Consider the following 25,366-nt stretch of genomic DNA (forward strand, 5'->3'; position numbering starts at 1 on the left):
GCCGGCCGCGCACGCGGCCTCAGTCGTTCCTCAGCCCGTTGGGCTGGCATTCCCAGAAGATCTTGGCCTGGCATCCCTCGCAGATGCCACGGTCCAGCTTGGCGTAGATCGTATGCAGCGCCGTCGCCTTGTCGGGAAAGACATGGTCCTCGCCCAGGCGCTGCAGAAAGCCCGTGCGGCGCCACATGTCCAGCACTTCCGGCCGCGGGCGGTGGAAATACAAGTCCCCACCCATGGCCCGCCTGGCGGCGAGCTCGTCTTCCCAGACCTGCGCGCCGGCCATATCGATGAAGTTCATGCTCTTGGCCATTACCAGCAGATGGCGCGGCGCCCCCGGGGCCGCGCGCAGCTCGTGCAGGCGCTGCGCCACGTGCGTGGCGGCGCCGAAATAGACCGAGCCCTCCATGCGCAGCAGCTTCAACTGCGGGCATTCTGGCAAGGCGTCCTGCGCATGCTCCAGCACCACGAAGCGCCGCTCCAGTCCGCGCGTATCGAAGCCAATGGTGCGCATTGCGGGCCGCGAAGTGCGGTGCAGATAGACCATCAGCGACAACACCGTGCCCAGCAGGATCGCCACTTCCATGCGTATGGTGATGGTGGCGGTCAGCGTGGCGGCGGCGATGACCGCTTCGCCGCGCTGGGTCCGGATCAGTTGCCGCCAGCGCGGGATATCGAACAGGGTCCAGGCCACCAGCAGCAGCAACCCGGAAATCGCGGCGTGCGGGATCATGGCCAGAAGCGGCGCCGACAAGGCCACCAGCGCCACCAGCAGCAGGGCCGAGAACACGGACGCCAGCGGCGTCTTGGCGCCAGCTTCGTAGTTGGGAATGGACCGGTTGAGCGACCCGCAGGACAGGTAGCAGGAGAAGAATCCGCCCACGATATTGGACAGCCCCTGCCCCACGAACTCGCGGTTGGCGTCGATGCGCTGGCCCGAACGCGTCGCCACGGCCTTGGCGATGGAGATGGATTGCGCCAACGCCACGATGGTCAGCGCGAAGGCCACGCTCAGCAATTCGGGCAAGGCGCGCCAATCGACGCTGGGAATATGGAAAGGCGGCCAGGGCTGGGCCAGCGCGCCCAGCACGGACACCGGGGCGCCATCGGTCAGCGCGTTGAAGGCGGCGGCCGCCAGCGCCCCCGCCGCCAGGCCCGCCAGCATGTAGGGCTTGCGCTTGTCCAGCCGCCGCACCAGCAGCGCCACGGCCAGGGTGGTCAGCGTCACCAGCAAGGCGCCCCAGTGCACCTGCGCCAGATTCGCGGCCAGGCTGGCCAGCAAGGCGCCCGCGCCATGCGCGTCCGGCGCCGGCATGCCCAGCGCGTCCTTCAGCGCATGCACGGCGATCAGCAGGGCCGCGCCGCTGGTGAAGCCGAACAGCGCCGATGGCGAGATGAAATGCGCCAGCGAGCCCAGCCTGAGCGTGCCCACCAGCCATTGCATCAGCCCGACCAGCACGGTCACGGCCAGCGCCAGCTGGATGTAGCCCTGGCTGCCGGCGACCGCCAGCGGCGTCAACACCGCATAGAGCGCCAGCGAGTTGGCATTGGTCGGGCCCGACATGACATGGCGGCTGGACCCGAAGAGCGCCGCGACGATACAGGGCACGATGGCGGAATACAGGCCGTACTCGGGCGGCAGGCCCGCCAGCATGGCGAACGCCACGCCTTGCGGCAGCACCAGCAGCGCGCCCAGCAGGCCCGCCGTCGCATCCGCGCGCAAGGTCCGCGCATTGACCTCGTCCACCCACGAGCCGAACAACCGACGCGCGACGCTCATCCCCCCCTGCATCATTCTTTCTTGTCCCTCGGCATCTGCTTTCTGATTGGTTCCGCCTGCGGCGCACAGGGCTGGCGGCGGGTCGCCTAGCGTAATCGCTAGCGCCCCTTGCGCGCAACGCGTCCCGCTTACTTCAGGTAACGGCGTTCCAGCTCCCGCATGTGGGCGTCGCCCTGCAGCGCGATGATCTCCTTGACCGCCGGCAGCGCCGCGTCCACCTGGTGGATGCCGCCATCGCGGCGGATGCGGGCGAACACATCCCGCATCGCCCCCACCGCGGCGCGGATGGCGTGGTTGCCATAGATGACCAGGCCTACCTTGCCCAGCGCCTGAATATCGGCTTCGCGCAATTGGGGATAGGCGGTAGGCACCAGCACCAGCGGCGCGCGCCCTTGCCATGCGGCCACGAACGACAGGATCTCGTCGGGCGTGTTCTGCTTGGAATGGATCAGGATGGCATCCGCGCCGGCGGCTTCATACGCGCGGGCGCGGGCCAGCGCCTCCTGCTCGCCAGCGCCCGCGATCAGGGCCTCGGTCCGGGCGATCACGCAGAAATCCGCATCGCGGCGGGCGCCACGGGCGGCTTCGATCTTGCCCTGGAATTCCTCGACCCGCACCAGTTCCTGCCTGCCGGCCGCGCGCAGGCTGGTGTCCTTGGGAAAGGTCTTGTCCTCCATCACCACCGCCGACACACCCGCGGCTTCATACTGCGGCACCATGTACGCGACATTGATCGCGTTGCCGAATCCGGTGTCGATGTCGGCGATGACGGGCACGTCCACCGCGGCGGCGATCGCCCGCATCATGTCCAGATGCTGCGAGGGCGAGAGTATGTTGGCGTCGGGCACGGCATAGCTGGCCGACAGCTCGAAGCCGCTGCCCCAGATGGCATCGAACCCGGCTTCCGCCGCCAGCCTGGCGGACAGCGGGTTGTGCGCCGACATGGCGTGCATCAGGCTGGGATCCTGCAATTTCTGGCGGAAACGGGCGTTTCTGTTCATGGCGGGCAGGTAGGCGAAAACCCGGCGCGCCGCGCGCCGGCTGCGGCCATCGTAGCGCCAATTCCCGCGTTGCCCGAAACTTCAGCCGGCCTCGCCGCCGCGTCGCGCCTTCATGGCTTGCCCGATGCCTGCCAACGCATCGTCCGGGATCAGCCGCGCCGCCATCGGCAGCAGTTCGCTTTCTTCACGCTGGATATGCGCGGCGTAGGCATCGGTGAAGTCCTGCACCTGCCCCGGGGGCAGATCGGCCTGGCGGCCCGCCGCGATCTCGGCGAGCACCCGGCGCAAGGGCTCCCAACGCTGCGCCAGCTGCCGGTGCTCGGCCACCAGACCGTCCACCAGCGCGTGCAGACAGACGGCGTCGGAGCCGGCCATGGACTCGATCAGGGCCGGGAAGAGGTCCTCTTCCTCGTCCTCGTGGTGGTGCGCGGCCGCGGTATCGAAGTAGCGCATGACGCTGGCCGCCGCGGTTTGCGCCGCGGCGTCGCTGCCATGCACCGGCAGGTGCGCGGCTAGGCGTCCCAAGGTCGCGCACTGGCGGGAAATGCGGCCGTGGCAGGCCGACAGCAATGCCAAGGGATCATCCGCGCCCGGCGCCGGGGCCGGACCTCCAGGAAAGCTCACCGCCATCGCACACCTCCGTTATCCGGCGTGGCCACGCCACCACAAGCGGATGGAATCCCACGCGCGTCCCGCGAATCCGGCCTCGGCCACCGGTTCCAGCGCCACCACCGGAAACTGCATGGCGGGCTTGCCGTCCACCAGCACACGCACCGCGCCGACTGCGGACTGGGCCGCGATCGGCGCAATCAGCGGATCCTGCGGCGTCCAGACCGGTTCGACCTTGGCGCCCGCGGGTACCGTCACATACGCATCGCGCGCGAATCCGGCCTTCAGGCTGTCCTGCTCGCCCTTCCAGACCTCGGGCGTGGCGACCGCCTGGCCGCGCGCGTACAGCTTGATGGTATTGAACCCCTGAAAGCCCCACTCCAGCAACTCGCGGCTTTCCTGCGTGCGCAGCTTGTCCGACGCCGTGCCCACCACCACCGTGATGAGGCGGCGCTGGTCAGCGCCGTTGGGCCGCTTCGCGGTGGCGACAATGCAAAAGCCGGCCGATTCAGTGTGCCCGGTCTTCAGGCCGTCCACGCTGGGATCCAGCCACAGCAAGCGGTTGCGGTTCGGCTGCGTGATCTTGTTGTACGTGAAATGCTTGGCCGAATCGTAAGTCTTGTAGAGCTGGGGAAAGTCGCGGATGTAGCGCGTGGCCAGCACGGACAGGTCGCTGGCGGTGGAGTAGGTCCCGGGATCGGGCAGGCCGTGCGGGCTGGCGAAATGCGTGGCATGCAGGCCGAGCCTGGCGGCGGTTTCGTTCATCCGCGCCACGAAGGCCTCGACGCTGCCCGACACGGCCTCGGCCAGCGCGATGGCCGCGTCGTTGCCCGATTGGATCATCAGGCCGCGCAACAGATCGTCCACCGACACTTTCGAGCCCGGCTCCAGGAACATCTTCGAGCTGCCCGCCGGCACCTTCCAGGCGCGGGTCGACACCGTGACCATTTGCGCCGCGGACAGCTCTTTCTTGCTGAGCGCCTCGAACACCACGTAGGCCGTCATGATCTTGGTCAGGGACGCTGGCTCGATGCGGGTCGTCGCCGCATGCGACGCGATCACCTGTCCGCTGGTCTCGTCCAGCAAGAGCCAGGCCTTGGCCGACAAGGCCGGCGCGGGCACCGTTTGCGCCACGGCGCCCGACATGCACGCGGCCGCGACGATCAGGCTCGCCGCCAACTTCTTCATCAACATATAACTGCTTCGCTTCCATGCTTGGTTTTTCCCGCGCGGGTCTCGCGCAGGGCACGCAATTGGAACACGCTCGACGCAGTTGGTTCAGTGCCGCAGGCATTTGAAAAGATGCGCGATGAATGTCACGACATCTTGCTGGAGCCCTTCTACAAAGCACTTTCTGTGTCGAAAACAACAAACAAGGGCCAAAAACCCGCTAGAAAACCGCATTAATCGCCACTCTTCCGCTATCATCGGCCGCGTAGCGTCAAACGCCGATACCCGGCACGCGCTGCTCCATGACCTCAACATACGGATTTTGACCATGGCCACGAAAGCAAAAGCTCCTGCCAAGAAAGTCACCAAGCCCGCCGCCAAGGCGCCCGCAAAGAAGGCAACTGCTGCCAAACCCGCTGTGAAGCCCGCTGCAAAGCCGGCCGTCAAGAAGGTCGTCGCCGCCAAGAAGGTCGCTGCTGCCCCCAAGGCCATCAAGGCTGCTCTGAACAAGACCCAGCTCATCGCCTACATCGTTGAGCAATCCGGCGTTGAAGCCAAGTCGGTCAAGGCCGTCCTGGCCAGCCTGGAAACCTCGGTGCTGGGTTCCGTGGACAAGAAGGGCGCTGGCGAATTCACGCTGCCCGGCCTGTTCAAGGTTGCCGTGCAGAAGGTTCCCGCCAAGGCCAAGCGCTTCGGCAAGGATCCGTTCACCGGTGAAGAGCGCTGGTTCCCCGCCAAGCCGGCTTCGGTCAAGGTGAAGGTTCGCCCGCTCAAGAAGCTGAAGGACGCCGCGCAGTAATTCGCGCGTAGTTCCGGTCAAGCCGGAAGGGCCCGCCTCGCAAGAGGCGGGCCCTTCTTTTTTGGGCTGCGGCCGGCGCGCGTGCGGCGCATGGGCCTGCCCTCTCAATTTATCTTCATGTTAAGATACTTCACGTAAAAATAAATCCCCAAGCCCATGAATGACCTCGTCGATCTGGTGATCTCGCAATGGACCGCCGAATGTCCCGCCCAGGACTTCGCCGCCATGTCCGTCGTCACCCGCGTATTCCGCCTGAACGCGCTGGCGGCACGCAACGTGAACCGCAGCTTCCGCAACTATGACCTGCACCAGGGCGAATTCGACGTGCTGGCCACGCTGTACCGCAGCGGCTCGCCCTACGCGCTGAATCCGCAGAAGCTGGTGGAGGCCCTGCTGCTGACCTCCGGCGCGATGACCAACCGGCTCGACCGCCTGGAGCAGGCCGGCCTGCTCACGCGCAGCCCCAATCCGGAAGACCGGCGCGGCGTCATCGTGTCGCTCACGGCCGAGGGCTTGCGCACCATCAAGCTGGTGCTGAAGGACTATCTGAAGGACCTCAACGAACTGCTTGAACCGCTGTCCGCAGCCGAGCGCAAGCAACTGGCCGGCCTCCTCAGAAAGCTGCTGATCAAGCAGGACCAGGAAACGCCTGGCGGCATCGGCGCCTGAGCCGGGCCTTCTTCCGCAGCCATCATCCCCGATCCAGATCCATGACTTCCGCTACCCAGTCCTCCCAGACGCCAGCCCTGACCGCGCCCATCCTCCTGCTGATGTCGGTCGCCACCGGCCTCGCCGTCGCCAGCAACTATTACGCGCAGCCGCTGCTGCATACGATCAGCGAGCAATTCTCGCTGTCCAGCGCCACGGCGGGCAGCATCGTCACCACCGCGCAGCTGAGCTATGCGGTGGGCCTGATGCTGCTCGTGCCCCTGGGCGACATGTTCGAGCGGCGCAGCCTGATCGTGCTGATGAACCTGCTGTCCTCGGGCGGCCTGCTGATTTCCGCCTTCGCCCCGAATATCGGCGTGCTGATCCTGGGCACGGCGCTGACGGGCATGCTGTCCGTGGTGGCCCAGATCCTGGTGCCTTTCGCCGCGACGCTGGCCGCGCCGCACGAGCGGGGCAAGGCCGTGGGCACCGTCATGAGCGGACTGCTGCTGGGCATCCTGCTGGCCCGCACCGTCGCCGGCGCGCTTGCCGACGTGGGCAGTTGGCGCACCGTGTACTGGGTGGCCGCCATCCTGATGCTGATCATGTCTGCGGCCCTGTGGCGCCTGCTGCCACGCCACCAGAGTCCGGCCGGGCTGAGCTATCCGCGCCTGCTGGGCTCCATCCTGCGCATGTTCGTCGAGGAACCGCTGTTCCGCGCCCGTTCGCTGCTGGGCGGCCTGCTGTTCGCGGCCTTCAGCATGCTGTGGACTCCGCTGACCTTCCTGCTGGCCAGCCCGCCCTATCAATACAGCAACACCACCATCGGCCTGTTCGGCCTGGCGGGCGCCGCCGGCGCCTACGCCGCCAATCGCTTCGGCCGCCTGGCCGACCGCGGCCTGGGCAACCTGGCCACCCGCGTCGGACTGCTGTTGCTGCTGGGTTCCTGGGGACTGATCGCATTCGGCCAGGTGTCGGTGCTGGCCCTGCTGGCCGGCATCCTGGTGCAGGACTTGGCGATCCAGGGCGTGCACGTCACCAACAGCAGCGCCCTCTACCGGCTGCGCCCCGAGGCGCGCAGCCGGCTGACCGCCGGCTATATGACCAGCTACTTCATCGGCGGCGCATCCGGTTCGCTGGTATCGTCCTGGCTGTACGCCCATTTTGGCTGGCCCGGCGTGGTCACGGCGGGCGCCGTTCTCGGGGTGATTACGCTGGCTTATGGCGCCCTTGCGCCCAGCGCGCGCATCCCCGAAACGGCTCCGTCCCCTGCCCGCGCCTAGCACCTCCTATAATCAGGGGTTTTGGCCGCCTCCGCGCCCGCGCGGCGAGGCGGCTCACCCTTTTTTTGCCATCGTGCACGAGCCCATGCAGGAACGTTACCTCCCCAATACCGTCGAAGCAGCCGCCCACCAAGACTGGCAGGCCCGCGACGTCTACCTGGTCCACGAAAACGCCAAGAACGCCGACGGCTCCGAAAAGCCGAAGTTCTACGCCTGCTCCATGCTGCCCTACCCCAGCGGCAAGCTGCACATGGGCCACGTGCGCAACTACACCATCAACGACATGATGGCCCGCCAGCTGCGCATGCGCGGCTATAACGTTCTGATGCCCATGGGCTGGGACGCCTTCGGCATGCCGGCGGAAAACGCCGCCATCAAGTCCAAGGTGCCGCCGGCGAAGTGGACGTACGACAACATCGCCTACATGAAGAAGCAGATGAAGGCGATGGGCTTGGCGATCGACTGGTCGCGCGAAATGTGCGCCTGCGATCCCCAGTATTACAAGTGGAACCAGTGGCTGTTCCTCAAGATGCTGGAAAAGGGCGTCGCCTACCGCAAGACCCAGGTCGTCAACTGGGACCCGGTGGACCAGACCGTGCTGGCCAACGAACAGGTCATCGACGGCCGCGGCTGGCGCTCGGGCGCGCTGGTCGAAAAGCGCGAGATCCCCGGCTACTACCTGCGCATCACCGATTACGCCGACGAACTGCTGGGCGCCGTCCAGAACGACCTGCCCGGCTGGCCCGAGCGCGTGCGCCTGATGCAGGAAAACTGGATCGGCAAGTCCGAGGGGCTGCGCTTCGCCTTCCCGCACCAGATCGCCGGCCAGGACGGCCAGTTGATCCAGGACGGCAAGCTGTACGTCTTCACCACCCGCGCCGACACCATCATGGGCGTGACCTTCTGCGCCGTGGCGCCGGAACACCCCCTGGCCACGCAGGCCGCCCTCTCCAATCCGCAACTGGCCGCGTTCATCGAGCAATGCAAGCTGGGCGGCACGACCGAGGCCGAAATGGCCACGCGCGAAAAGGAAGGCATGCCCACGGGCCTGTACGTCACGCATCCGGTCACGGGCGCCGAAGTCCAGGTCTGGGTCGGCAACTACGTGCTCATGACCTACGGCGATGGCGCCGTGATGGGCGTGCCGGCGCATGACGAGCGCGACTTCGCCTTCGCCAAGAAATATGACCTGCCCATCGTGCAGGTCGTGGACGTGGCCGGCAAGGAATACTCCACCAACGCCTGGCAGGAGTGGTACGGCGACAAGCAGGCCGGCCGCACCATCAATTCCGGCAAGTACGACGGCCTCTCCCACAAGGAAGCGGTCGACGCCATCGCCGTCGACCTGGGCGCGCAAGGGCTGGGCGAAAAGCAGACCACCTGGCGCCTGCGCGACTGGGGCATCTCGCGCCAGCGCTATTGGGGCACCCCCATCCCCATCATCCACTGCGCGGATTGCGGCCCGGTCCCGGTGCCGGAAAAAGACCTGCCGGTGGTCCTGCCCGACGACCTCATCCCGGACGGCAGCGGCAACCCGCTGGCCAAGAACGAGGCTTTCCTGTCCTGCTCCTGCCCCAAATGCGGCAAGCCGGCGCGCCGTGAAACGGACACGATGGACACCTTCGTGGACTCGTCCTGGTATTTCATGCGCTATACCTCGCCGGGCAACGACCAGGCCATGGTCGACGCGCGCAATGACTACTGGATGCCGATGGACCAGTACATCGGCGGCATCGAGCACGCGGTGCTTCACCTGCTGTATGCCCGCTTCTGGACCAAGGTCATGCGCGACATGGGCTTGCTCAACTTCGACGAGCCCTTCACCAAGCTGCTGTGCCAGGGCATGGTGCTGAACCATATCTACTCGCGCAAGACGCCGCAGGGCGGCATCGAGTACTTCTGGCCGGAAGACGTCGAAAACGTCTACGACGACCGCGGCGCCATCGTCGGCGCCAAGCTGAAGTCGGACGGCTCCGCCATCACCTACGGCGGCGTGGGCACGATGTCCAAGTCCAAGAACAACGGCGTCGATCCGCAATCGCTGATCGACACGCTGGGCGCGGACACGGCTCGCCTGTTCGTCATGTTCGCCAGCCCCCCGGAACAGACCCTCGAATGGTCGGACTCCGGCGTCGAAGGCTCCAACCGCTTCCTGCGCCGTCTCTGGTCCATCAGTTACGGCCAGCGCGAGGCCATCGCGCGCGGGCTGGCCCATGGCGCCGATTGGGCGCAGGCGCCGGCTCCGGTCAAGGATCTGCGCCGCGAAGTCTACGGCCTGCTCAAGCAAGCCGACTACGACTACCAGCGCATCCAGTACAACACCGTCGTGTCGGCGTGCATGAAGATGCTCAACGCCATCGACGACGCCAAGCTGCCCGAAGGCGCGGCCGCGGACGCCGCCTACGCCGAAACGCTGGGCGTGCTGCTGCGCGTGCTGTATCCCGTGGTGCCGCACATCACCTGGCACCTGTGGCGCGACCTGGGCTACGCCCACGAGCTGGGCGACCTGCTCGACGCGCCCTGGCCGCACGTGGACGAGGCGGCGCTGGTCGCCGACGAGATCGAGCTGATGCTCCAGGTCAACGGCAAGCTGCGCGGCTCCATCCGCGTGGCCGCCAAGGCCGCCAAGGAAGACATCGAAAAGCTCGCGGCATCCCAGGAAGAGGTCGCCCGCTTCCTGGAAGGCCGTCCGCCCAAGCGCGTCATCGTGGTTCCGGGCAAACTGGTCAACGTCGTAGGCTGATGAGGTCAAGCATGCACTTCGCCGGGCAACAAACGCATTCCCCCCGCCAGTCCTGGCTGCTGCGCGGCGCCTGCCTGGCGCTGTTCATGCTGCTCTCCGCTTGCGGCTTCGCCTTGCGGGGCGTCACGCCGATGCCATTCGACACCTTGTATGTCGGCATTCCCGACACCACGCAGTTCGGCGCCGACGTGCGCCGTGCGCTGCGCGCGGCCTCGCCGGACACCAAGATCGTGTCCACGCCCAAGGAGGCGCAGGCCATCCTGCAGCAAGTGGCCGACACCCGCACTCTGCGGGAGGTGTCGCTGAACGCCCAGGGCCGCGTCGAGGAATACGAACTCGGCATCAACTACACGTTCCGCCTCATCGACGCCAAGGGCCGCGCCCTGATCCCGGACACCACACTGTCGATCTACCGCGAAATGCCCTATGACGACCAGGTCGTGCAGGCCAAGCAAGGCCAGATCGAAACGCTGTACCGGGCCATGCAGCGCGACCTCGTATCCCGCCTGCTGCGCCGCATGACCGCGCCGGAAGTGCGCCACGCATTCGAGAATGCCGAAGAGCGCGCGGAAGACGGCGAGACCCCGCTGTACGACCCGACCACGCCGGATCAAAAGCGCACGCCCACGCCGTGGCAGACGCCGTCCACCACCGACCCGGCCATCCTGCGTTAAATGGCACAGCCCCTGGACGCGGATCGCCTGGCCGAGCACCTGCAGCGGCCAGGCAACCGCCTGGCGCCGCTCTATACGGTTTCGGGCGACGAACCCCTGCTCGTGACCGAGGCCGTGGACGCCCTGCGCGCGGCGGCCCGCAACGCGGGCTACACCGACCGCCTGTCCATGGTGATGGACGCGCGCAGCGACTGGAGTTCGGTCACCGCCGCCACGCAAAGCGTGTCGCTGTTCGGCGACCGCCGCATCCTTGAAATCAAGATCCCGACGGGCAAGCCCGGCAAATCCGGCGCCGACACCCTGGCCAAGCTGGCCGAACAGGCCGAGAAGCAGGCGGATCCCGACACGCTCGTGCTGATCGCCCTGCCCCGCCTGGACAAGGCCACCCGCGAAAGCCGCTGGGTGCAAGCCCTGAGCCGCGGCGGCATGATGGTCGATATCGCCAACATCGAACGCGGCCGCCTGCCCGCCTGGGTCGGCATGCGGCTGGCGCGCCAGAACCAGCGCGCCGACGGCGCCACCCTGCAATGGATGGCCGACAAGGTGGAAGGCAATCTGCTGGCCGCGCACCAGGAAATCCAGAAACTGGGCCTGCTCTACCCCGAAGGCCAACTGGCCGCGGAGGACGTGGAGCGCGCGGTGCTGAACGTCGCGCGCTACGACGTCTTCGGCTTGCGCGACGCCATGCTCGCCGGCGACACCGGCCGCACCATCCGCATGATCGACGGCCTGCGCGCCGAAGGCGAAGCCCTGCCGCTGGTGCTGTGGGCGGTCGGCGAGGAAATCCGCCTGCTGGCCCGCATCGCCGAAGCGCGCGCCCTGGGCCAGGACGTCAACGGCCTGATGCGCCGTCTGCGCATTTTCGGCGCGCACGAACGGCTGGCGCTGCAGGCGCTGAACCGGGTGCAGCCGAACGTGTGGCCGGCCGCCGTGCAGCATGCCCATGAGGTCGACCGCCTGATCAAGGGCCTGTCGGTGCCGGGACGCCTGTCCGATCCCTGGGAAGAAATGACGCGGCTCGCGCTGCGCGTCGCCGCCGCGGGCGGACGACCGTGAAGGCGGCATAGCCGCCGCCTTCGCCTCTCCCTCCGGCCCTGCGGCTGGAGTTCGCCCGGCCTAGCGGCCGGATATACACTGAATCTCCAGGCGGCGTCCGCGCCGCCCCATTCTCATGATCGACGCTGCCATGTCCACGTCCTCCATCGAACAAGCCATGCTCACCCTGGGCGAAAACGCCCGCCGCGCCTCGCGCGCCATGATGCGCGCCACCGGCGCCGCCAAGAACCAGGCCCTGCTGGCCATGGCCGACGCCCTGGCCGCCAGCCACGACGAACTCAAGGCCGCCAACGAGAAAGACCTGGCCGCAGCCCGCGGCAACGGCCTGGAGCCGGCGCTGCTGGACCGCCTGACGCTGTCGGACAAGACGCTGGCGCACATGGCCGAGGGCCTGCGCCAGATCGCCGCCCTGCCTGATCCCATCGGCAGCATCACCGCCACCAGCGTGCGCCCCAACGGCATGCGCGTGGCGCAGATGCGCGTGCCGCTGGGCGTGATCGGCATCATCTACGAATCGCGTCCCAACGTGACCATCGACGCGGCCGCGCTGTGCCTGAAGTCCGGCAACGCCGCCATCCTGCGCGGCGGCAGCGAAGCCCTGCATTCCAACATCGCGCTGGGGCGCATCGTGCAGACCGGCCTGGCCGCCGCGGGCCTGCCGCAAGACGCGGTGCAGGTTGTCGCCACGGCCGACCGGGCCGCCGTCGGCAAGCTCATCACCATGACCGAGCACATCGACGTCATCGTGCCGCGCGGCGGCAAGGGCCTGATCGCCCGCCTGTCGCAGGAGGCCCGCGTGCCGCTCATCAAGCACCTGGACGGCAACTGCCACGTCTATATCGACGCGGCGGCCGATCCGGACAAGGCGCACGCCATCGCCTTCAATGCCAAGACCTATCGCTACGGCATCTGCGGCGCCATGGAAACGCTGCTGGTCGACGCGGTCGCCGCCGTTTCCATCCTGCCCAGCCTGGCCGCGGCCCTCACCGAACATGGCGTCGAATTGCGCGGCTGCCCGCGCACGCTGGCCCTGCTGCCGCACGCCAAGCCGGCCACGGAAGAAGACTGGGCCACGGAATACCTGGGTCCCATCCTGGCGGTGCGCATCGTCGACACGCTGGACGACGCCATCGAACACATCGCGCGCTGGGGCTCCGGCCATACCGACGCGATCGTCACCGAGGACCTGTCCGCCGCGCAGCGCTTCCAGCGCGAGGTCGACTCCAGCTCGGTATACGTCAACCTGCCGACCTGCTTTGCGGACGGCTTCGAATACGGCCTGGGCGCCGAGATCGGCATCTCCACGAACCGCCTGCACGCGCGCGGCCCGGTCGGCCTGGAAGGCCTGACCACGCTGAAATGGGTGCTCAGCGGCGAAGGCCAGGTGCGCGGCTGACCCCAAGGCGCCGCGCTGCGCGCAGACTGACGCGGCCCTGAACACGGGGCCGCGGCAAGCCTTCTACAATACGGTCAGCGATTTTCCGCAGGCTTTCTTTTCATCCGAACGCGGCGCGCCGCGTCTTCCTGAGATCCCCATGTACTCACCCGCGATGGCCATGGCCTTCAGCCTCTTCCTGCTGTGCTTCATCACGTGCACGCTCAGCGGCATCGTGCTGTTCATCAAGAGCAAGCAGATCAACGCCGCGCTGAAGCACCCGTATCTGCAGCACCGCCCGTTCAATCAGTATCCGCTGGCGATCCAGGCGTCCATCATGCTGGATTATTTCTTCCGCCTGATGTTTCCCGGCACGCGCTTCTGGCTGATCGGCAACGCCAACGACCTGCTTACCCACGTCGATCCGAAGAAGACGCCGCTGTCGCTGAAATGGCCGATCGTCGGCTTCTGGGGTTCGTGCTGGCTCGGCCTGATCGCCATGATCGTCCTTTGGATCATGCTGTTCCTGGGAGCTTGAACCCATGCAGATCAGAATCGAAGACTATCCCGGCAGCCTCGAGGCGGCCCGCTATCTGGTCGCCGCGCGCGAATCCGGCGTCGCCGGCCCGCGCTTGCCCGCCGACTGCCGCCCCCAATCGCTGAACCAGGCCTTCGCCGTGCAGCAACGCACCGCGCAGCTGCTGCTTGAGAAGCATCGGGACGACATCGGCGCCTGGAAGAGCGCGTTGCCCACGCCCGAGAAAAGCGTGGTCGCGCCGATCTACGCCTCGACCGTCGCCTACGCCGACGCCGGCCCTGTTGCGGCCCAGACCGAGACCGTGCGCATCGAACCCGAGATCGCGTTCGAAATTGCGCGGGATCTGCCCGCCCGCCCCGAGCCCTACACCGAAGCGGATGTGGACGCGGCCATCGGCGGCGCGCGCCTGGCCCTGGAAGTGCTGGGCTGCCGCTATGCAGCCCCGGAACATGCCAGCCTGCCCGAGCTCCTGGCCGACCATATGTTCAATCAGGGCCTGGTGCTGGGTCCGCGCATCGCATCGCCGCACGATGCGCCCGGCGCCTTGAGCATCACGCTGTCCGTGGACGGAGTCGAAACCGAGCAGCACGCGGGCATCCACCCGAACGATCACCCCAAGGCCGGGCTCTACTGGCTGGCCAATTTCCTGCGTGAACAGGGCCTGGGACTGCGCGCCGGCCAGCACGTCATCACCGGCTCCTACGCCGGCTTCCTGGACGTGCCCGCCAACCGCGACCTGGAACTCGCCTACGGCGACCTCGGCGTCCTGCGCCTGCGGTTCAGCAAGCCCTAGCCCGGCCGTACGCCGAGCTTGCGTCCCATGCCCGCCTTGTCCGCTCTCGCGGACTAGCGGGCCGCTGGCTGCGCGATGTCGATGGGCGCTGCGCCCGCCTCGATGATTTCCCCCACATCCAGACACAGGTCCTCGCGGTAGCGTCCCGCCAGCACCTGCACGCCGACCGGGCTCGCGCCCGCCTCGCTCATCGCGCTCCCCATCGCCACCGACAGGCCCGGCAAACCCATGAACGGCACGCCGATCTGCGTCATCTGCGCGCGCCAGACGCGCGCATACGCGGCATCGCCTTGCAGGTCGAGCTTGTCCGGGAACGGCAGCTCGGCCGACACGGGCAACAACAATACGGGATACTCGGCGAAGAACTGTTCCCACAGGCGGGTCAGCGTGGCGCGCCGCGTCAGCGTGGCCGAAAAACTGGCAAGGTCGGCCCCGGCCGCCTTGTCGCGCTGGCCGGCAAGCGCCACCAGCGCGCCGCGATCCCCTTCTTTCTCGGCGGCGGCCACCATGGCGTCGTAACCATCGGCCAGCCACATGCGGATCTGCAGGTCCGCCGCCTCCTGCATCGGCGGTACCGCATCCAGCGTGTCCACCGTCCAGCCTGCCTCGCTGAGCCGGCGCGCGGCTTCCTGCAAGGCCTTGACCACGGCGGGCTGGGTGTCCATGCCGTCCGGATTCAGGCACAGCGCGGCCCGGCGCGGCGCCTCGGCTCCCACCAGGGGAGCAGGCACCCACCAAGGATCGCGAGCATCCCGCGCCGCCAGCGCGGCCAGGCCCAGCCTCAGGTCGGCGATGCTGCGCCCCAGGGGCCCGGACACCGCGGTCAACTGGCCGCCGATCGAGCGTTCCGGCAGCGCGGCGTTGTAGGCCGCCACGCGTCCCAGGGACGGCCGCAGGCCGTGCACGCCGCAGGCATAGGCCGGATAGCGGATGGAGCCGGCGATATCCGTGCCATGCGCCAGATGCCCGATGCCGGCCGCCACCGCGGCTGCCGCGCCTCCCGACGAGCCGCCGGGCGTCAGCGCAGGATTGCGCGGGTTCAAGGTATCGCCATGCAGCGCATTGCCGGTGAACCAGCGCAAGGAAAACGCGGGCGTGTTGGTGCGGCCCAGGATCACGGCCCCCGCGCGCAGCAGATTGTCCACGACAGGGCTGTTCTGCGCCGCGATCAAATCCTTCTGCAGCTTCACGCCATTGGTCGTGGCGTAACCCGCCTGGTCCACGTTGATCTTCACCGTGACAGGCACGCCGGCCAACGGCCCCGGGTCTTCGCCACGCGCAAGCATCGCATCCACTTGCGCCGCTTGGGCCAGCACATCGTCCGGGCGGTGGTCCACCACGGCATTGATCGCGGGATTGACGGCATCCAACCGGCCCAGCGCGCTTTGCGCGGCCTCGCGGGCGGACACCTCGCGCTTGCGGATGCGGGCGGCAAGCTCAACTGCGGACAAACGCCAAAGATCGGACACGCGCGACTCCTGAATCATGGTTGCATTGAAGGATCAGGCAAACCTTAGCGCCTGCCGCGCCTGCCCACAAGCCGCCCCCGGCCAGGAACGCTACTCGTCTTCTTCGAAGACCTCGACTATCGCGTCGGCCACGGCGCGCACGCGGGCCGTGCGGTTCAGGTCGCCGTGCATCACCAGCCACAGGTCGTAGGGTTCGCTGCGCGTCGGCCAGATGCGTACCAGCTCCGGATATCCGGGCGCCATGTGCGTAGGCACCTCGCCGATGCCCAGCCCGGCCGCGACCGCTTCGAGAATCATCAGACCGGAGTTCAGCTCCATGCCGATGCGGCCGTTGCCCGTGGGTTCGCCGCAGAAGGTATCGGACCATCCCGGCAGCACCGCCTGCTGGTACGTCACCAGCGTGTGGCCCGCGAACGCCGTGCCCGGCCGCGGCTCGCCATGCGCGGCCAGGTAGGCCCGCGAAGCGTACAGGCCGACCTCCTTGCGCGTCAGGTGGCGGTGGATCAGATCCGGATTGTCCGGCTTGATGTTCCGTATCGCCAGGTCGGCTTCGCGGCGCGTCAGGTTGCTGATCTGGATGGCCGTGGACAGCACCACGCGGATGTCGGGGTGTTGGGCATGCACGCGCCGCACCGCTTCCATGATGTAGTAGCTGGCCACGGTTTCCGAGGTCGCCACGCGCACCACGCCGGACAGGCGATGATCCAGCCCCTGCATCTGGCGCTGCAATTGGTCCGCCGCCTGCTCCATGCGTTCCGCAGCCGCGAACGCCAGTTCGCCGGCCGCCGTGGGCACGTATCCGCCCGGCGTGCGCAGGAACAGACGCGCGTCCAGCGAGGACTCCAGCGCCGCCAGTCTGCGCCCGGCGGTGGCCTGGTCGATCTGCAGCAGCGCGGCGGCGCCCCGCAAGGTTCCTACCCGGTAGATGGCCAGGAAGATCCTGGCATTGTCCCAGTCCATGGCGATCTCTCCATCTATGCATTTTTGCATCACTGTAAAGCAATTATTCGGCTTTTTTGCATCAAAGCGCAGGTCTAAGCTTCAGTCCTCGACAGCCCTGCCACACCACCAGCCATGAGTTCCGCCTGCCCCAACCTCTCCGCGCCCTCGCTGGCCGCCAAACCCGCCGCGGCCGGCCTGCTGCCGCTTGTCACGCTGGCCATCGGATTCGTCATGGCCATGCTGGACGTCACCGTCGTCAACGTCGCCTTGCCCAGCATCGCGGTGCAGTTCACCGTCCCCCTGACGGACCTGGTCTGGATCGTGGATGGCTACACCCTCACTTTCGCGGCCCTGCTGCTGGTGGCCGGCGCGCTGGCCGACCGCTATGGCGCCAAGACGATCTATCTGGCCGGCTTGGGCGTCTTCACCCTGGCGTCCCTGCTCTGCGGCCTGGCGCCCAACGCCGACATGCTGATCCTGGCCCGCATGCTGCAAGGGCTGGGCGCTGCCCTGTTCATGCCCAGCTCCCTCAGCCTGCTGACCCATGCCTACGACGACGATCAGGTGCGCAACCGCATGCTGGCCGCCTGGTCCGCCATCGTGGCGGTGGCGGGCGCCGCCGGCCCGCTCCTGGGCGGCGTGCTGATCCACCAATTCGGCTGGCGCGGGATCTTCCTCATCAACATCCCGTTGGGGCTGGGCGGCTTGTGGCTGGCGCGCCGCCGCATCCAGGCGGCCCCACGCCGCCCGCGCGCACTCAATCCGCTGAGCCACCTGCTGGGCGTGATCGCCTTGTCCTCGCTGTGCTTCGTGCTGATCCAGGGCAATGCCTATGGCTGGTCCTCCAACCCCATCCTGGTCACGATTGCCCTGTGCGCGGCCGCTGCCCTGTCGCTGGTGCGGCGCGAGCGCCGCCATGCCGACCCCATCATCCCGCGCGTCCTGTTCGCAACCCCGCAATTCGCGGCCGCCAACGGCGTCGGCTTTCTGATCAATCTGGCAGCCTACGGCCAGCTGTTCTTGCTCAGCCTGTTCCTGCAGCATGCGCGCGGCGCGGATGCCCTGGAGACCGGCCTGCAGCTGGTACCCATGCTGGCCGTATTTTCCTTGGGAAATCTGCTGTCCAGCCGGGTGTCGGCGCGCTGGAACGTGTCGACAGCGCTGCTGGGCGGGGTGTCGCTGGCCGCGGCCATGAGCGCCGCGGGGATCGTCATGTTCTCGCCAGACATGGCCTACTGGCCGTTCGCCATCATCGTCGCAGTGGCCAATCTGGGCGTGGGCGTCGCCGTCCCCGCCATGACCAGCGTGGTCATGCAGGTATCGGGCAAGGGCCACGCCAACAGCGCCGCCGCCGCCCTGAATGCCAACCGCCAATCGGGCGCGCTGGTAGGCGTCGCGCTGATGGGTACCATCCTGCATCTGCTGCCGCAGTGGAGCGCCAGCCTGCCCGCCGCCTACGTCGTCATCACCTCAGGCTATCTGCTCGCTGCCGTGCTGGCATGGCGCTACCTGCAACGCGCGCGCAACGCCTGAACGCGGGCGAGGCGGCGGCCGTCACAGGCCATGAAGGCCGCAACGCTCAAGCGTGCGCGGCCGGGAGTATCGCCACGCCGCGCCCCGCGAAGAATTCGTCGAAGACGGCCAGCGGCAATTCGACATCGGCCTGCGTGCCCGGCTCGCCCGAAGGATTGTGGAAGGTCACCGAGTCCGCCGTTGCACGCGTCACCAGCACCAGGTGCCCGCCCTTCCTGGGCGGCTTCCGCTCGGGCCAGCGTATCCAGGGATGCACGGACGCCATGAAGTAGGCGGCCTGCGCCATCAAGCCAGGCAGTTCTTCCGCGCGCAGATCGACATGCACCCGCGCCGCCAGGCCGAATGCCTCGTCCACGTAGCGCACGAACGGCGCGTAGACCATGCCCTTGATCTGTTCGCCTTCCACGGTATAGGCGCCGTAAGGCACGCTGCCCCGCGCCAGCTCCAGCGTCGGATAATGCCGCCCGTCGCGCGCCGCCAGCACCATCTTCAGGCAGGCCATGCCGCAGACGTGGCTGGCCCAGCGCGCGTACTCATCCACGTCGCGCGCGCCCGAGCCCCGCCAGGCCGGATCATCGGCCAGGGACAGCTTGCCCTGGATGATTTCGCTGGCCAGATGCGCCGACTCCCATTGGCAAAAATACGGCACGGCGGATCGGGAGGCTGGCGTCGCGTTCATGCTGAACTCCTGGATTCTGCAGGTCGAAGAGAGCCGCTATCTTGCCCGCGCGCCCTGTGCGTGGCAACCAGTCGGCGTTTGCTTCACAATGCTCCTATCCGTGCTCACAGGAGACCCGCATGTCCAGCCCTGCCACGTCCAACCCGCCCGCCATCCGCCGCGTCGCCATTGTCGGCGCAGGCACCATAGGCGCCAGTTGGGCTGCGCTGTTCCTCGCTCGCGGCCTTGAGGTCGTCGTCAGCGATCCCGCCGCCGACGCCGAAGCGCTGACGCGCGCCCGCGTGCAGGCAGCATGGCCCGTGCTGGCGGAACTTGGACACGTGCTGCCCGGCGCCTCAGCCGAGGCGCTGCGCTTCGAACCGGACCTGGAGGCTGCGCTGGCCGGCGCAGACTTCGTGCAGGAAAACGCGCCCGAGCGCGAGGACTTCAAGACCGCGCTCTTTGCGCGCATGGACGCCGCGCTGCCGCCGCAGGTCATCGTCGCCTCCAGCTCGTCCGGCCTCATCATGAGCCGCCTGCAATCGCAGTGCCGCCATGCCTCGCGCTTCGTCATCGGGCATCCGTTCAATCCGCCGCACCTGATTCCGCTGGTCGAAGTGGTAGGCGGCGAACTGACCTCGGCCGACACCATCGATCGTTGCATCGCCTTCTACCGCGGCCTGGGCAAGTACCCCATCCGCTTGAACAAGGAAGTCCCCGGCCACATCGCCAACCGGCTGCAGGCGGCCCTGTGGCGCGAAGCGATACACCTGGCGGCCGAGAACGTCGCCAGCGTGGCCGACATCGACGCCGCCGTGTCGCAAGGCCCCGGCCTGCGCTGGGCGCTGTTCGGCCCGCACATGACCTTCAACCTGGGCGGCGGGACGGGCGGGCTGGCAAACTTCATGGATCACTTGCTGGGCCCAGTCCAAACCTGGTGGGACGATCTTGGCGCACCTGAAGTCACCCCAGACCTGCAGCAGCGCCTGATCGCAGGCGTCAACGCCGAAGCCGGCGAGCGCAGCATCGCCGACTTGGTGCAGACGCGCGATGCGCAATTGACCGCGCTGCTGAAAGTGCTGCAACGCTGAACCCGGGCTGCAGCCCGGTTCAGGCCAAAAGGCCGGCATCCTCCGCAACCGGCAGGCAACGCCGCCTGCCCACTTCCATAGCAGGACTCCTCCGAATGATCTCCGTCACACACGACAGTTCGCTTTCCCGCTACACCGCCACCGTCGATGGCGTTCTATGCGTGCTCGACTACCAGTTGCAAGACCACACCATGGCGATCACGCACACCGGCGTGCCTAGCCAGGTAGGCGGCCGCGGCATCGCCGCGGCGTTGACCCAGTACGCGCTGGACGATGCGCGCGCCCGGGGTTGGAAGGTGCGGCCCTTGTGCTCGTACGCCGACGCGTATATCCGCCGGCACCCTGAATACAACGATCTGCTGGCCTGAGCGTCCTGGGCTTTTCGCATCGTGACCAAACCCTCCAAGCTCCCGGCCTCGGCCTGCCCTTGCGGCAATCCCAAGCCGTACTCCGAATGCTGCGGCCGCTGGCATGAAGGCCCGCAAGCGCTGCAGGCGCCCAGCGCCGAGGCGCTGATGCGCTCGCGCTACAGCGCCTTCGTGCTGGACAAGCTGCCCTATCTGTTGGCGACCTGGCACCCCAGCACCCGCCCCAGCGCGCTCGAACCCAATCCGCCCGACCTGAAGTGGCTGGGTCTGGCGATCAAGCAAACAGCTAGCCAGGACTCTGAACACGCCACCGTGGAATTCGTCGCCCGCAGCCGCCAGGCCGGCCGCGCCCACCGTCTGCACGAACTCAGCCGCTTCGTCCGTGAAGGCGGCCAGTGGTTCTACGTGGACGGCGACCTGTACTGACCAGGTCCGGCACTTTCGGACTTGGCCCTTCCCAACCCACACACCAGAAAAGGCAGACATGAACCAGGATTCTCGCCACGCCGAAGCGCTCTTTCACGCAGAATCTGTCGCGGCACTGCGCGCCGATCTTGCGCTCGCATTGCGAGCCGCCGCAGCGCATGGTCTGGGCGAAGGCGTCTGCAATCACTTCAGCGTGGCCTTGCCGGGCGACTCGGAGCATTTCCTCCTCAATCCTCGCGGGCTGATGTGGCATGAAGTGCAAGCGGACGACATCGTGCTGATCGATGCCCAAGGCAACAAGCTCGCGGGTCGCCATGCAGTCGAGCCCACGGCCATGTTCATCCATGCCGCCATTCACCGCATCGCCGGCAAGGCCTGTGTGCTGCACACGCACATGCCCTACGCCACGGCCCTGACACTCACCTCGGATCGCGCGCTCGACACCACGCTGTCGCAGAACGCCATGCGCTTTCACGGCCGCCTGGCGATCGACGAACGCTACAACGGCCTGGCGCTGGACGTCAGCGAAGGCGAACGCATCGCCCATGCAATGCAGGGCGCGGATGTGGTCTTCCTCGGCAACCACGGCGTCGTGGTCTGCGGGGAACGGCTGGACTATGCCTATGACGACCTGTTCTTCCTGGAACGCGCCTGTACCGCCCAGGTGCTTGCGCAATCGACGGGACGCCCGCTAGTGCCAGTCGATCCTGATCTGGCTGCCAAGGTTGCCGCTCAGGTCCAGAGCGAACGCCTGCAATCCGAGCTGTTCTTCGCCGCCTTGCGCCGTCAATTGCCTTAACCGCTGTCTTTGACGGGAAAAACAAAAGCCCTCGCAGGAGCATCCTGCGAGGGCTTTTTCATTGGAGGTTGCGGACCGCATGAGTCTAATCATCGACGCGGCGCCACAAAGACAAAACCCCACAGGGGTTACCTGTGGGGTTTTGCGGAATAAAAGCTTGACGATGACCTACTTTCACAGACGTCCGTCCACTATCATCGGCGCAAAGTCGTTTCACTGTCCTGTTCGGGATGGGAAGGAGTGGGACCAACTCGCTATGGTCGTCAAGCGTAACTGGTTGAGCGGTTGCGGTTGAGGCAACTGCTCCAATCTTGGAAGAAACACAACGCGTGGCGATCAGAGTCGGACTCGATGATCACGCACGGTGGGGTGTAATTGGTGTTGGCTGGCTGCTGACGGTGCAGCCAGATTTTGTATTGAACGACACTTGGAACGCTACATCACCAGGTCATAACCATCAGTGTTATAGGATCAAGCCTCACGGGCAATTAGTATCGGTTAGCTTAACGCATTACTGCGCTTCCACACCCGACCTATCAACGTCCTGGTCTCGAACGACCCTTCAGGGGGATCAAGTCCCCGGGATACCTTATCTTCAGACGAGTTTCCCGCTTAGATGCCTTCAGCGGTTATCTCTTCCGTACTTAGCTACCCGGCAATGCCATTGGCATGACAACCGGTACACCAGAGGTACGTCCACTCCGGTCCTCTCGTACTAGGAGCAGGCTCCGTCAAGTATCCAACGCCCACGGCAGATAGGGACCAAACTGTCTCACGACGTTTTAAACCCAGCTCACGTACCTCTTTAAATGGCGAACAGCCATACCCTTGGGACCGGCTACAGCCCCAGGATGAGATGAGCCGACATCGAGGTGCCAAACACCGCCGTCGATATGAACTCTTGGGCGGTATCAGCCTGTTATCCCCAGAGTACCTTTTATCCGTTGAGCGATGGCCCTTCCATTCAGAACCACCGGATCACTATGTCCTGCTTTCGCACCTGTTCGACTTGTCAGTCTCACAGTCAAGCACGCTTATGCCATTGCACTATCAGCACGATTTCCGACCGTACCTAGCGTACCTTCGAACTCCTCCGTTACACTTTGGGAGGAGACCGCCCCAGTCAAACTGCCCACCATGCACTGTCCCCGATCCGGATAACGGACCAAGGTTAGAACCGCAAACAAACCAGGGTGGTATTTCAAGGATGGCTCCACGTGATCTAGCGACCACGCTTCAAAGCCTCCCACCTATCCTACACAGGCCGGTTCACAGATCAATGCAAAGCTACAGTAAAGGTTCATGGGGTCTTTCCGTCTAGCCGCGGGTAGATTGCATCATCACAAACACTTCAACTTCGCTGAGTCTCAGGAGGAGACAGTGTGGCCATCGTTACGCCATTCGTGCAGGTCGGAACTTACCCGACAAGGAATTTCGCTACCTTAGGACCGTTATAGTTACGGCCGCCGTTTACCGGGGCTTCGATCAAGAGCTTGCACCCCATCACTTAACCTTCCGGCACCGGGCAGGCGTCACACCCTATACGTCGACTTTCGTCTTTGCAGAGTGCTGTGTTTTTAATAAACAGTCGCAGCCACCGATTCTCTGCGACCCCATCATGCTAAGCGCGCAGGCGCTTCACACTACCGGGGTATACCTTCTCCCGAAGTTACGGTATCAATTTGCCGAGTTCCTTCTCCTGAGTTCTCTCAAGCGCCTTGGAATATTCATCCCGTCCACCTGTGTCGGTTTGCGGTACGGTCTCGTACAGCTGAAGCTTAGAGGCTTTTCTTGGAACCACTTCCAATCACTTCGCAAGCAATGCTCGCTCGTGCCATACCCTTGATTTACGCGCCCGGATTTGCCTAAGCGCCATCTTCGATACAGCAACAGGGACATCCAACACCCTGATGATCTTCCGCGATCCGTCCCCCCATCGCACTGTACGACGGTGCTGGAATATTAACCAGCTTCCCATCAGCTACGCATCTCTGCCTCGCCTTAGGGGCCGACTCACCCTGCGCCGATGAACGTTGCGCAGGAAACCTTGGACTTACGGCGAGGGGGCTTTTCACCCCCTTTATCGCTACTCATGTCAGCATTCGCACTTCTGATACCTCCAGCAGCCTTTACAAGCCACCTTCGCAGGCTTACAGAACGCTCTCCTACCGCGTGCACAAAGTGCACACCCGCAGCTTCGGTTTATCGCTTAGCCCCGTTACATCTTCCGCGCAGGACGACTCGATCAGTGAGCTATTACGCTTTCTTTAAAGGATGGCTGCTTCTAAGCCAACCTCCTGACTGTCTATGCCTTCCCACTTCGTTTCCCACTTAGCGATAATTTGGGACCTTAGCTGGCGGTCTGGGTTGTTTCCCTCTTGAGTCCGGACGTTAGCACCCGGTGCTCTGTCTCCCAAGCTGTACTTGCGGGTATTCGGAGTTTGCCATAGTTTGGTAAGTCGCCATGACCCCCTAGCTATAACAGTGCTCTACCCCCCGCAGTAATACTTGAGGCACTACCTAAATAGTTTTCGGAGAGAACCAGCTATTTCCAGATTTGTTTAGCCTTTCACCCCTATCCACAGCTCATCCCCTAATTTTTCAACATTAGTGGGTTCGGTCCTCCAGCACGTGTTACCGTGCCTTCAACCTGGCCATGGATAGATCATCTGGTTTCGGGTCTACACCCAGCGACTGAATCGCCCTATTCGGACTCGCTTTCGCTACGGCTTCCCTATTCGGTTAACCTTGCCACTGAATGTAAGTCGCTGACCCATTATACAAAAGGTACGCAGTCACCCCACAAGGAGGCTCCTACTGTTTGTATGCATACGGTTTCAGGATCTATTTCACTCCCCTTCCGGGGTTCTTTTCGCCTTTCCCTCACGGTACTGGTTCACTATCGGTCGATCACGAGTATTTAGCCTTGGAGGATGGTCCCCCCATCTTCAAACAGGATTTCACGTGTCCCGCCCTACTTTTCTTACGCTTAGTTCCACACACAAGATTTCGCCTACAGGGCTATCACCTGCTACGGCCGGACTTTCCATTCCGTTCGACTATCTTGCGTGCTAAAACGTAAAGGCTCTTCCGATTTCGCTCGCCACTACTTTCGGAATCTCGGTTGATTTCTTTTCCTCGAGCTACTGAGATGTTTCAGTTCACCCGGTTCGCTTCCACTGGCCTATGTATTCAGCCAGGGATACCGCATTACTGCGGTGGGTTTCCCCATTCGGACATCTACGGATCAAAGCTTGTTTGCCAGCTCCCCGTAGCTTTTCGCAGGCTACTACGTCCTTCATCGCCTGTGATCGCCAAGGCATCCACCATATGCACTTAGTCGCTTGATCCTATAACGCTGTAGGCTATAGGACCTGAGTATTAGCGTTTGTGCCGTTCATAAGTTTCAAAGCAGTCTGAGGTTATTCACCCCAGTCTTGAGAACTTGGAACAAAATTAATGCAATCACAACCCGTACTTATCTTCATCAGCTTGCGCCGAGTACTTGATAAGTACATTTTCGTTGTGCTTCTTCCAGATTGTTAAAGAACGAATATAGCTGTTGAGTAAAACCCAACTCATAACACTGCGAGCAGCGCTATGAGTTAGCCTCT

21 protein-coding genes and 2 rRNA genes are annotated in these 25,366 nt (G+C 65.2%); 14 read left to right on the forward strand and 9 right to left on the reverse strand.

Annotated features, from left to right (window positions below):
- Nucleotides 1-19 precede the first annotated feature (19 nt).
- The 4 genes from ACZ5YA_RS12620 to ACZ5YA_RS12635 all read right to left on the reverse strand — a co-directional run bounded on the left by ACZ5YA_RS12620 (nt 20) and on the right by ACZ5YA_RS12635 (nt 4,581).
- Nucleotides 20-1,777 (reverse strand): SulP family inorganic anion transporter, encoded by a 1,758-nt coding sequence (locus ACZ5YA_RS12620; RefSeq protein ID WP_464092626.1) that lies wholly within the window; start codon nt 1,775-1,777, stop codon nt 20-22.
- Nucleotides 1,778-1,905: 128 nt separating this feature from the next.
- On the reverse strand, nt 1,906-2,778 hold the full coding sequence (locus ACZ5YA_RS12625) for a phosphonopyruvate hydrolase (protein WP_464092627.1): 873 nt from the start codon (nt 2,776-2,778) through the stop codon (nt 1,906-1,908).
- An 81-nt stretch (nt 2,779-2,859) separates the two neighbouring features.
- Nucleotides 2,860-3,408, reverse strand: a complete 549-nt coding sequence (locus ACZ5YA_RS12630) for a hemerythrin domain-containing protein (RefSeq protein ID WP_118934666.1) — start codon at nt 3,406-3,408, stop codon at nt 2,860-2,862.
- Between the two features lie 12 nt (nt 3,409-3,420).
- Nucleotides 3,421-4,581 (reverse strand): D-alanyl-D-alanine carboxypeptidase family protein, encoded by a 1,161-nt coding sequence (locus ACZ5YA_RS12635; protein ID WP_464092628.1) that lies wholly within the window; start codon nt 4,579-4,581, stop codon nt 3,421-3,423.
- A gap of 304 nt (nt 4,582-4,885) precedes the next feature.
- Here ACZ5YA_RS12635 and ACZ5YA_RS12640 point away from each other — a divergent pair, with 304 nt between their 5' ends.
- The 9 genes from ACZ5YA_RS12640 (at nt 4,886) to ACZ5YA_RS12680 (ending at nt 14,466) form a co-directional block, all read left to right on the forward strand.
- On the forward strand, nt 4,886-5,356 hold the full coding sequence (locus ACZ5YA_RS12640) for an HU family DNA-binding protein (protein ID WP_054451206.1): 471 nt from the start codon (nt 4,886-4,888) through the stop codon (nt 5,354-5,356).
- 156 nt (nt 5,357-5,512) lie between these two features.
- A complete protein-coding gene (locus tag ACZ5YA_RS12645; RefSeq protein WP_054451205.1) occupies nt 5,513-6,025 on the forward strand; it encodes a MarR family winged helix-turn-helix transcriptional regulator in 513 nt (170 codons plus the stop codon).
- A 41-nt stretch (nt 6,026-6,066) separates the two neighbouring features.
- The gene (locus ACZ5YA_RS12650) at nt 6,067-7,287 is read left to right on the forward strand and encodes an MFS transporter (RefSeq protein ID WP_059371748.1); all 1,221 of its coding nucleotides are present in this window, start codon (nt 6,067-6,069) and stop codon (nt 7,285-7,287) included.
- Between the two features lie 85 nt (nt 7,288-7,372).
- Nucleotides 7,373-10,030, forward strand: a complete 2,658-nt coding sequence (leuS, locus tag ACZ5YA_RS12655; protein ID WP_464092629.1) for a leucine--tRNA ligase — start codon at nt 7,373-7,375, stop codon at nt 10,028-10,030.
- An 11-nt stretch (nt 10,031-10,041) separates the two neighbouring features.
- Nucleotides 10,042-10,704 (forward strand): LPS-assembly lipoprotein LptE, encoded by a 663-nt coding sequence (locus ACZ5YA_RS12660; RefSeq protein WP_059371746.1) that lies wholly within the window; start codon nt 10,042-10,044, stop codon nt 10,702-10,704.
- On the forward strand, nt 10,705-11,760 hold the full coding sequence (gene holA, locus ACZ5YA_RS12665) for a DNA polymerase III subunit delta (RefSeq protein ID WP_054451201.1): 1,056 nt from the start codon (nt 10,705-10,707) through the stop codon (nt 11,758-11,760).
- A 115-nt stretch (nt 11,761-11,875) separates the two neighbouring features.
- Nucleotides 11,876-13,156, forward strand: a complete 1,281-nt coding sequence (locus ACZ5YA_RS12670) for a glutamate-5-semialdehyde dehydrogenase (protein ID WP_118934674.1) — start codon at nt 11,876-11,878, stop codon at nt 13,154-13,156.
- A 139-nt stretch (nt 13,157-13,295) separates the two neighbouring features.
- Nucleotides 13,296-13,673 carry a hypothetical protein gene (locus tag ACZ5YA_RS12675; RefSeq protein ID WP_251881262.1) on the forward strand — a complete coding sequence of 126 codons (378 nt, stop codon included), beginning with the start codon at nt 13,296-13,298 and terminating at the stop codon, nt 13,671-13,673.
- A gap of 4 nt (nt 13,674-13,677) precedes the next feature.
- Complete coding sequence (locus ACZ5YA_RS12680; RefSeq protein ID WP_251881261.1) at nt 13,678-14,466, forward strand: 2-keto-4-pentenoate hydratase; 789 nt, start codon at nt 13,678-13,680, stop codon at nt 14,464-14,466.
- A gap of 53 nt (nt 14,467-14,519) precedes the next feature.
- On the opposite strand, the gene ACZ5YA_RS12685 is transcribed toward ACZ5YA_RS12680, so the two are convergent.
- Together ACZ5YA_RS12685 and ACZ5YA_RS12690 are read right to left on the reverse strand one after the other, a co-directional pair.
- Complete coding sequence (locus tag ACZ5YA_RS12685) at nt 14,520-15,935, reverse strand: amidase family protein (RefSeq protein ID WP_464092630.1); 1,416 nt, start codon at nt 15,933-15,935, stop codon at nt 14,520-14,522.
- Nucleotides 15,936-16,025: 90 nt separating this feature from the next.
- A complete protein-coding gene (locus tag ACZ5YA_RS12690) occupies nt 16,026-16,895 on the reverse strand; it encodes a LysR family transcriptional regulator (protein ID WP_059371741.1) in 870 nt (289 codons plus the stop codon).
- Between the two features lie 114 nt (nt 16,896-17,009).
- Here ACZ5YA_RS12690 and ACZ5YA_RS12695 point away from each other — a divergent pair, with 114 nt between their 5' ends.
- On the forward strand, nt 17,010-18,410 hold the full coding sequence (locus ACZ5YA_RS12695) for an MFS transporter (RefSeq protein WP_059371740.1): 1,401 nt from the start codon (nt 17,010-17,012) through the stop codon (nt 18,408-18,410).
- A gap of 46 nt (nt 18,411-18,456) precedes the next feature.
- Here the strand turns inward: ACZ5YA_RS12695 and ACZ5YA_RS12700 are convergent, their stop codons facing one another.
- Entirely contained in the window at nt 18,457-19,089 is a 633-nt protein-coding gene (locus ACZ5YA_RS12700) for a cysteine peptidase family C39 domain-containing protein (RefSeq protein ID WP_464092631.1), read from the reverse strand.
- A gap of 119 nt (nt 19,090-19,208) precedes the next feature.
- On the opposite strand from ACZ5YA_RS12700, the gene ACZ5YA_RS12705 reads away from it, so the two are divergent.
- The 4 genes from ACZ5YA_RS12705 (at nt 19,209) to ACZ5YA_RS12720 (ending at nt 21,752) form a co-directional block, all read left to right on the forward strand.
- On the forward strand, nt 19,209-20,159 hold the full coding sequence (locus tag ACZ5YA_RS12705) for a 3-hydroxyacyl-CoA dehydrogenase NAD-binding domain-containing protein (protein ID WP_464092632.1): 951 nt from the start codon (nt 19,209-19,211) through the stop codon (nt 20,157-20,159).
- A gap of 95 nt (nt 20,160-20,254) precedes the next feature.
- Nucleotides 20,255-20,527, forward strand: coding sequence for a GNAT family N-acetyltransferase (locus ACZ5YA_RS12710; RefSeq protein ID WP_118934686.1), 273 nt, complete (start codon nt 20,255-20,257; stop codon nt 20,525-20,527).
- 21 nt (nt 20,528-20,548) lie between these two features.
- Nucleotides 20,549-20,953 (forward strand): YchJ family protein, encoded by a 405-nt coding sequence (locus ACZ5YA_RS12715; protein WP_059371736.1) that lies wholly within the window; start codon nt 20,549-20,551, stop codon nt 20,951-20,953.
- Nucleotides 20,954-21,011: 58 nt separating this feature from the next.
- Nucleotides 21,012-21,752 (forward strand): aldolase, encoded by a 741-nt coding sequence (locus ACZ5YA_RS12720; protein WP_059371735.1) that lies wholly within the window; start codon nt 21,012-21,014, stop codon nt 21,750-21,752.
- A gap of 155 nt (nt 21,753-21,907) precedes the next feature.
- Here the strand turns inward: ACZ5YA_RS12720 and rrf are convergent.
- Together rrf and ACZ5YA_RS12730 are read right to left on the reverse strand one after the other, a co-directional pair.
- A 5S ribosomal RNA gene (rrf, locus tag ACZ5YA_RS12725) occupies nt 21,908-22,020 on the reverse strand.
- 199 nt (nt 22,021-22,219) lie between these two features.
- Nucleotides 22,220-25,102, reverse strand: a 23S ribosomal RNA gene (locus ACZ5YA_RS12730).
- Nucleotides 25,103-25,366: the final 264 nt, after the last annotated feature.

The sequence above is a fragment of the Achromobacter sp. JCM 18799 genome (assembly GCF_055395645.1).